At 68.8% G+C, this 5,227-nt stretch carries 7 protein-coding genes; 5 read left to right on the top strand and 2 right to left on the bottom strand.

All coding sequences use genetic code 11. From position 1 onward, the window contains the following. Positions 1-79 precede the first annotated feature (79 nt). A complete protein-coding gene (locus ACXJKH_RS14005; RefSeq protein WP_457320131.1) occupies positions 80-973 on the bottom strand; it encodes a LysR family transcriptional regulator in 894 nt (297 codons plus the stop codon). 222 nt (positions 974-1,195) lie between these two features. On the opposite strand from ACXJKH_RS14005, the gene ACXJKH_RS14010 reads away from it, so the two are divergent. The 3 genes from ACXJKH_RS14010 (at position 1,196) to ACXJKH_RS14020 (ending at position 3,366) form a co-directional block, all read left to right on the top strand. After that, positions 1,196-1,660 carry a (R)-mandelonitrile lyase gene (locus ACXJKH_RS14010; RefSeq protein ID WP_457320133.1) on the top strand — a complete coding sequence of 155 codons (465 nt, stop codon included), beginning with the start codon at positions 1,196-1,198 and terminating at the stop codon, positions 1,658-1,660. 96 nt (positions 1,661-1,756) lie between these two features. Beyond that, the gene (locus ACXJKH_RS14015) at positions 1,757-2,413 is read left to right on the top strand and encodes an SDR family oxidoreductase (protein ID WP_457320135.1); all 657 of its coding nucleotides are present in this window, start codon (positions 1,757-1,759) and stop codon (positions 2,411-2,413) included. Positions 2,414-2,445: 32 nt separating this feature from the next. Continuing rightward, the gene (locus tag ACXJKH_RS14020) at positions 2,446-3,366 is read left to right on the top strand and encodes a M14 family metallopeptidase (RefSeq protein ID WP_457320137.1); all 921 of its coding nucleotides are present in this window, start codon (positions 2,446-2,448) and stop codon (positions 3,364-3,366) included. Positions 3,367-3,472: 106 nt separating this feature from the next. Here the strand turns inward: ACXJKH_RS14020 and ACXJKH_RS14025 are convergent, their stop codons facing one another. Next, positions 3,473-4,594, bottom strand: a complete 1,122-nt coding sequence (locus ACXJKH_RS14025) for a LysR family transcriptional regulator (RefSeq protein ID WP_457320143.1) — start codon at positions 4,592-4,594, stop codon at positions 3,473-3,475. Between ACXJKH_RS14025 and ACXJKH_RS14030 the strand changes: the two genes are divergently transcribed. Both ACXJKH_RS14030 and ACXJKH_RS14035 read left to right on the top strand, forming a co-directional pair. Next, positions 4,577-4,948, top strand: coding sequence for a DMT family transporter (locus tag ACXJKH_RS14030; protein WP_457320139.1), 372 nt, complete (start codon positions 4,577-4,579; stop codon positions 4,946-4,948). The genes ACXJKH_RS14025 and ACXJKH_RS14030 overlap by 18 nt on opposite strands. After that, on the top strand, positions 4,945-5,227 hold a 283-nt coding region (locus tag ACXJKH_RS14035), incomplete at its 3' end, for an SMR family transporter (RefSeq protein ID WP_457320141.1). The genes ACXJKH_RS14030 and ACXJKH_RS14035, both read left to right, overlap by 4 nt.

The raw sequence follows: 5,227 nt of genomic DNA on the forward strand, positions 1-5,227 counted from the left end.
CTGTCACACCGTCACGGAACCCGACGGAGAGCAGCCGACCAACGGTCGGCTCTACGTGGCAGCCGACCAACGGTCGGCTCTACGGGTTGGCGCGCAGCGCCTGGATCACCACGCGCATCGCGCTGGAGGACTGCCGGCGGCTGGGGTAATAGGCGTAATACCCGTCGAACACATCGCACCAGTCCTCCATCACCCGCAGCAGGCGGCCGGCGCGCACGTGCTCCAGCACCATGTCCTCGGGCAGGTAGGCCAGCCCCGCGCCCGCCAACGTGGCGCGCAGCATCGCGCTGCTGCCGTTGAAGGTCCATTGGCCGGCCACGCGCACGTTGACCTCCTGGCCATCCTTCTGCAGGTCCCACACCATCAGCCCGCCGTGGGTGGGCAGGCGCAGGCCGATGCAGTCGTGCGCGCCCAGATCGTCCGGTGTCCGTGGCGCCACATGACCGGCGAAGTAGGTCGGGCTGGCCACGATCGCCATCCGCTGCGGCCCGCTGATCGGCACGGCGATCATGTCCTTGGCTACGCGCCCGCCCAGGCGGATGCCGATGTCGTAGCGCTGGGCCACGATGTCGGCCAGGCCGTAATCGACCGTGAGTTCGACCCGCAGGTCCGGGTAGTTGGGCAGCACCGCGCTCAGCCGCGGCCACACGATGCTGTTGGCGGCGTGTTCGGCGGTGGTGATGCGGATGGTGCCGGCGGGGTGGTCGCGGTAATCGGTGATCGCCACCAGCTCGGCCTCGATCTCCTGCATGCGGGGCGCGACCGTGTCGTACAGGCGCTCGCCAGCTTCGGTCATCGACACGCTGCGCGTGGTGCGGGTCAGGAGGCGCACGCCGAGACGTTCTTCCAGGCCGCGCATGGTGTGGCTCAGCGCAGACTGGGACACCCCGAGCTGGGCGGCCGCGCGGGTGAAGCTGCGCTCGCGCGCGACGGTGAGAAATACCTGCAGGTCGTTGAAGTTCTCTCGGGCCATGCAGGCGCTCCGGCGGGCGTGCGATTCACGTGCGGTCATGATGGGCGCGCACCACTGGTGAACGCAAGGCGTCACTGCTGGCGAATTGATGAGGAGGCCTCATGACAGCATGCCAGCTGCGCGGGGAAGTCCCTGGCCGTTGCGGGGCTAAAGTGGCACCTCCTGCCGCCGCCGTGCGAACACCCGCGCAGCGGATCCGCTTCCCGTCCTGAGGAGACTTCCATGGACCTGTTGAGTACCGCCCTGTTGTCGATGGCCGCCGTCGCCACGCCCGACGCGCAGGCCCCGATCCAGATCGCCCGCGCCGGCAGCACCGCCTCGGCCGCCGGCCCGGCCGACTACTTCACCGGCACGGTGCGCATCGATGCCCCGTTCCAGCGGCCCGCACCGGCGCGCGTGGGTGGTGCCACGGTCACCTTCGAGCCCGGCGCGCGGACCGCCTGGCATACCCATCCGCTCGGCCAGACCCTGATCGTCACCGCAGGCGTGGGCAGCGTGCAGGAGTGGGGCAAGCCGGTGCAGGAGATCCGCCCGGGCGACATCGTTTGGATCGCACCGGGGGTCAAGCACTGGCATGGGGCCAAGGCCGACGTGGCGATGACCCATATCGCCATCGCCGAGGCCGTGGACGGCTCGCCGGTGACCTGGATGGAGCAGGTCAGCGAGGCGCAGTACGCCGGCGGCTGACAGGGGCAGGCGTACTACGCGCGGACCGCCGCCGCACGGGTCGGTCACGCGCCGGTCGCTACCCTGTCCATCTCGATACATGACAGGAGCACGCCGTTGACCAAGGTCTTCATCGTAGGTGCCGCCGGCAAGGTCGGCCGCCATCTGGTCGAACAATTGGCCGCCCGTGGCCATCAGCCGCTGGCCATGCATCGCCGCGCCGAGCAGGCGGCGGAACTGACCGCACTGGGCGGCGTGCCGGTGCAGGGCGACCTGACCGGGATCGACGCCGCCACGCTGGCCACGCAGATGCGCGGGAGCGAGGTGGTGGTGTTCACTGCCGGCGCGGGTGGCGCGGGCATGGAGGTGACCAATGCCATCGACGGCCGTGGGCTGGAGCTGGCCGTGCAGGCCGCGCAGCAGGCCAACGTGAAACGCTTCCTGCTGGTGTCCGCATTCCCCGAAGCCGGGCGCGGCGAGGCACTGGGCGAGGGCTTCGAGAATTACATGACGGTCAAGAAGCGCGCCGATGTCTATCTGGCCGCCAGCGACCTGGACTGGGTGATCCTGCGCCCCGGCACGCTCAGCGACGCGCCCGGCACGGGGCGGGTGACCCTCGGCCCGGCCATCGCCTATGGCGACGTACCGCGCGAGGACGTCGCTGCCACCCTGGTCGGGTTGGTGGAGCATCCGGCGCTGCGTCATCGCATCATCGAACTCACCCAGGGCCATGTCCCGGTCGATGAAGCGCTGGATCGGCGTGGCGTAAAATGACCGGCCCGAACCGCAGTACAGACGAGCACGCCATGACCGACGCCCCGTTCTATCCCATCGGCACCCCCGGCCAGCCTTGGGGCGCCGATGAAAAGGCGCAATGGCGCGCCCGCCAGGTGCCGCAGCGTGTGTACGCCGATGACGTGCTGCCGCTGCTGGAGGCCCTGCGTAGGGACTTCGACGTCACCCAGTACGGCACGCTGGAGTACCCGCCGCACCAGTACCCGCTGTTTGCGGTGCGCAGCCGCGATTGGAACCCGCAGTTGCCCAGCGTGCTGGTCACCGGTGGCGTGCACGGCTACGAAACCAGCGGCGTGCAGGGCGCGCTGCAGTTCCTGGCCACCCGCGCCAAGGACTATGCCGGCCGCGTCAATGTGCTGGTCGTGCCCTGCGTGAGCCCATGGGGGTATGAGCGCGTCCAGCGCTGGAACGCCGATGCGATCGATCCCAACCGCGCGTTCGTGGCCAACAGCCCGGCGGCCGAATCGGCCGCACTGATGGCGCTGGTCGAACCGTTGCGTGACGGCATGCTCATGCACATCGACCTGCACGAAACCACCGACAGCGACGAAAGCGAGTTCCGCCCGGCGCTGGCCGCGCGCGACGGCAAGCCGTTCGAGCCGGGCCTGATCCCGGATGGCTTCTATCTGGTGGACGACAGCGAAAACCCGCAGCCCGCGTTCCAGACCGCGGTCAACGCGGCGGTGGAGCAGGTGACCCACATCGCCCCGGCCGACGACCGCAACGAAATCATCGGCTCGCCGGTGGTCGCCCCCGGCGTGATCGAGTACCCGCTGAAGAGGCTCGGCCTGTGCGCCAGCATCACCGGCGCGACATACACCACCACCACCGAGGTCTACCCGGACAGTCCGCGTGCCACCCCGCAGCAGTGCAACGACGCGCAGGTGGCGGCGGTGTGCGCGGCAATCGACTACGCGTTGGCGCATCGCTGAGGCAGGCTTGGGGCCTGCAACAGGCGACGCGTCCCGACGCCCCCTGCTGCCTCCGGCGATGGTCAGCGAGGCTGCCGGATGCCTCGATTGATGGAGGCATCATCCTTYACGTCGGCAGCAGAAACTGATCCAGCAGCCACAGCGCCGCCGGGCCGAGCGGGGTATCGCGCGACCACACCGCATCGGCACCGATCAGGCGCGGCCAGCCCGGCAGGGGCAGTTCCACCAGTTGGTCGCGGCCATAGCGGCTGACCAGGTCGCGCGGCAGCTCGGCCCAGCCGAAGCAGTCTTCGGCCATTTCCAGCACCATCAGGTAGTCCGAGGCCGCCCAGATGCGCCCACGTGCGTGGCCACTGCACCGCGCATCGCCGCTCAGGCAGATCTGGCGATGCCCGGCCAGATGCGATTCGTCCGGCGTGGCGATCCGGGTCAGCGGATGGTCGCGCGCCACGAATACCGCCATTTCCGCGCGCAGTGGCAGCGACCGCACCGCCAGCGCGGATGGATACTGCGCCTGCTGCGGTACCAGCCCGAGCTGGGCGCGGCCACGTTCCACCACGTCGAGGACGTCGTCGCCTTCGGCATCCAGCCACTCCAGCTCGATGTCCGGGAAGCGCTGCTCGAACCGGCGCAGCAGGTGCTGGTCGGGGTTGAGCTGATAGATGTCGGAGAACACCAGGGTAAGGCGTGGCTCGACCGCGTCGCCCAGGCGGATGCTGAGGTGCTCCAGGCGCTCGGCGGCGGCGAGGATCTCCTGCACGTGGCCGAGCACCTTGCGGCCATCCTCGGTCAGCTGCGGGTAGCGACTGGTGCGGTCGAACAGGGTCAGGCCGAGGTCGGCCTCCAGCGTGGCGATGCCGGTGCTGATGGTGGACTGGGTCTTCTTGAGGCGCCGCGCAGCGGCTGAGAACGAGCCCAGGGCGGCGGCTTCGACGAACGCGCGTAGGGATTCCGGGCTGTAGCGCATGGACGTATCGCCTGTATCGATGGATTCCATCTTTGGACTGATGGAATTGACGATGATACTGATCGCGTCATTGGGCCGCCATTGCCTGACCGTTTGTACCGGGCAACGGTCGGCACCCACCAGCCCATCCACGGCCGGTGCCTGCAGGCGCGCCACCGACGCACGCGTATCCGCCACCCTGGCAGATGCCCCGGTACCCGGCCCTTCGTCGGTGCGCGCCGGCCCAACATCAAGGAGCTTTCCATGCACACACACGTGCATTCGCAACCCCGTGCCCGTGGCGGTCTGATCGCCTGGGCCTGCCTGACCCTCGCGGTCGTCGCCGAAGTGGTCGGCACCTCGTTCATGGCCGACGCGGCGCGCCATGGCGGTTACCTCGGCTATGCGGTGATGGCCGTGGCGCTGGCCATTTCGTACTACTTCCTGGCGCTGTCGGTGCGCGGCATCGCGGTCGGGGTGGCTTATGCGGTCTGGGAAGGCCTTGGCCTGACCCTGTTGACGCTGGTCGGCATCGTCGTGTTCAAGGAGAGCCTCTCGGTGCAGCAGATGGTCGGCCTGCTGATGGCCGCCGCGGGTATCGTCTGCGTCACCCTGGGCGAAGCACACACGCCATGAACCTCACCGCCTTTCTTTTCGTGCTGTGCTCGGCAGTGATCGACATCGCCGCCAACATGATGGTCGCCAAGTCCGATGGCTTCCGTAAGCCGGCGTGGGGTGTCGCTGCGATCTTGCTGGTGTGGATCGCCTTCGCGCTGCTCGGCCAGGCGCTGAAGACGATGGACCTGGCCACCGCCTATGCGATGTGGGGTGCGGTCGGGGTGATCGGCACGGCGATCTGCGGGCGCGTGCTGTTCGGCAACCGGCTGCGCCCGATCGGCTGGGTGGGCATTGCGC

This window comes from Stenotrophomonas sp. P5_B8 (assembly GCF_054049855.1).